The 1,590-nt window shown below is 67.4% G+C and carries 1 protein-coding gene; it reads left to right on the plus strand.

The window, feature by feature from the left end; all coding sequences use genetic code 11:
• Positions 1-516: 516 nt before the first annotated feature.
• Entirely contained in the window at positions 517-1,548 is a 1,032-nt protein-coding gene (locus tag AB0B48_RS33055) for a polysaccharide deacetylase family protein (protein WP_357208574.1), read from the plus strand.
• Positions 1,549-1,590: the final 42 nt, after the last annotated feature.

Below are 1,590 nucleotides of genomic sequence, written 5' to 3' on the forward strand. Positions count from 1 at the left end.
GCTGACGCGGCGGTGGCCGGGATGATCGCGACCAGTCCGCCGGCGACGATCAACGCGGCCAGCGCGACCAGCGCGCGGAGTCTTGTCATGTGGTTGCTCCTTCCTCGGGCCCCAGTGGCCCGAGATCCGAGCCGGATATCGACGCAAGTGACTCTAACATCATCTGTTCACAGTCTTTACTAATCCATCGCCCTCGGACTACGGCAACTCCGTGGCCGGCCGCCGATACTTCCGATGAATTTCCGGATCACGCTTCTCTCCAATGCTGCGGTTTGCGTCGATCGACTCCCCGGCAGATCAACGTCAGCGCAGTCACAACTGGCCACGGCACGTGCATGCCCCACGAGCCGCCCTGCCCTGTTCCGGAGTGATTCCGGAACTTGTTGACGTGTTCGAATTCTCGCTGTAATACTCCGATCCACTGAGGTCGATGCGACAGCAGGCCGCGATCCACCCACCACCACACCTGTCCGGACTGCGCCGTCCGCCGTCCGGGTCTGCGAGAAGGGGCACCAGATGAGCAGACTTCTCCCCCGCACGGCCCTGTGGTCGAGGCGGTTGCGCGCGGCGCTCGCCGTCCTCGCCACCGCGGTCGCCATGTGCGGCGTCGTCCTCGCCGCCACCTCGACCCCGTCGAGCGCCGCCACCTGCAACGGTTACGTCGGCCTCACCTTCGACGACGGCCCGACCGGCAGCACCAACGCGCTGCTCAACGTGCTGCGCAACAACGGCGTACGGGCCACGATGTTCAACGTCGGGCAGAACGTCCAGAACAACGGGTCGGCCGCACAGGCACAGGTGGCCGCCGGCATGTGGGTCGCCAACCACAGCTGGAACCACGCCCACATGACCTCGATGAGCCAGTCCCAGATGCAGTCGGACCTGTCCCAGACCAGCTCGGCGATCCAGTCGGCGACCGGCAGCCGGCCGGTGCTGTTCCGGCCCCCGTACGGCGAGACCAACTCGACCCTGCAGTCGGTGGCGTCGTCGCTGGGCATGCGCCAGGTGATCTGGGACGTGGACTCGCAGGACTGGAACGGCGCCAGCGTCAGCCAGATCGTGTCCAACGCGAGTCGACTCCAGGCCGGTCAGGTCATCCTGATGCACGACGGGATCCAGAACACCCGCGACGCCATCCCCCAGATCATGGCCAACCTGACCAGCCGCAACCTGTGCCCCGGCATGATCTCGCCGTCCACCGGCCGCGCGGTCGCGCCGGACGGCACGACCCCGCCGACCACCCCACCGCCGACCACCCCGCCGCCCTCCGGCGGCACCTGCACAGCGACCGCCACGACCCCCAACGTCTGGGGCGACAGGTACAACACGTCAGTGACGGTCAGCGGCGCCAGCACGTGGACCGTGGTCGTGGCCATCACCTCGCCGCAGCGGATCTCCACCGTCTGGAACGGCACGGCCACCTGGGACAGCAGCGGGACGGTCATGACCATGCGGTCCAACGGCAGTGGCAACACCTTCGGCTTCACCACGATGACCAACGGCAACAGCAGCGCCCGCCCACAGATCCGCTCCTGCACCTCGGGTTGACATCGCCCAGGTTGAGTCGTGCGCGGTGGGTGCGCCCGGCAC

It is taken from the genome of Micromonospora sp. NPDC049089 (assembly GCF_040648775.1).
Lineage (GTDB): Bacteria > Actinomycetota > Actinomycetes > Mycobacteriales > Micromonosporaceae > Micromonospora.

Bases quoted from the DNA above. Each gene is read 5' to 3' on its own strand.
- AB0B48_RS33055 (WP_357208574.1), top strand. From the start codon at position 517: ATGAGCAGACTTCTCCCCCGCACGGCCCTGTGGTCGAGGCGGTTGCGC.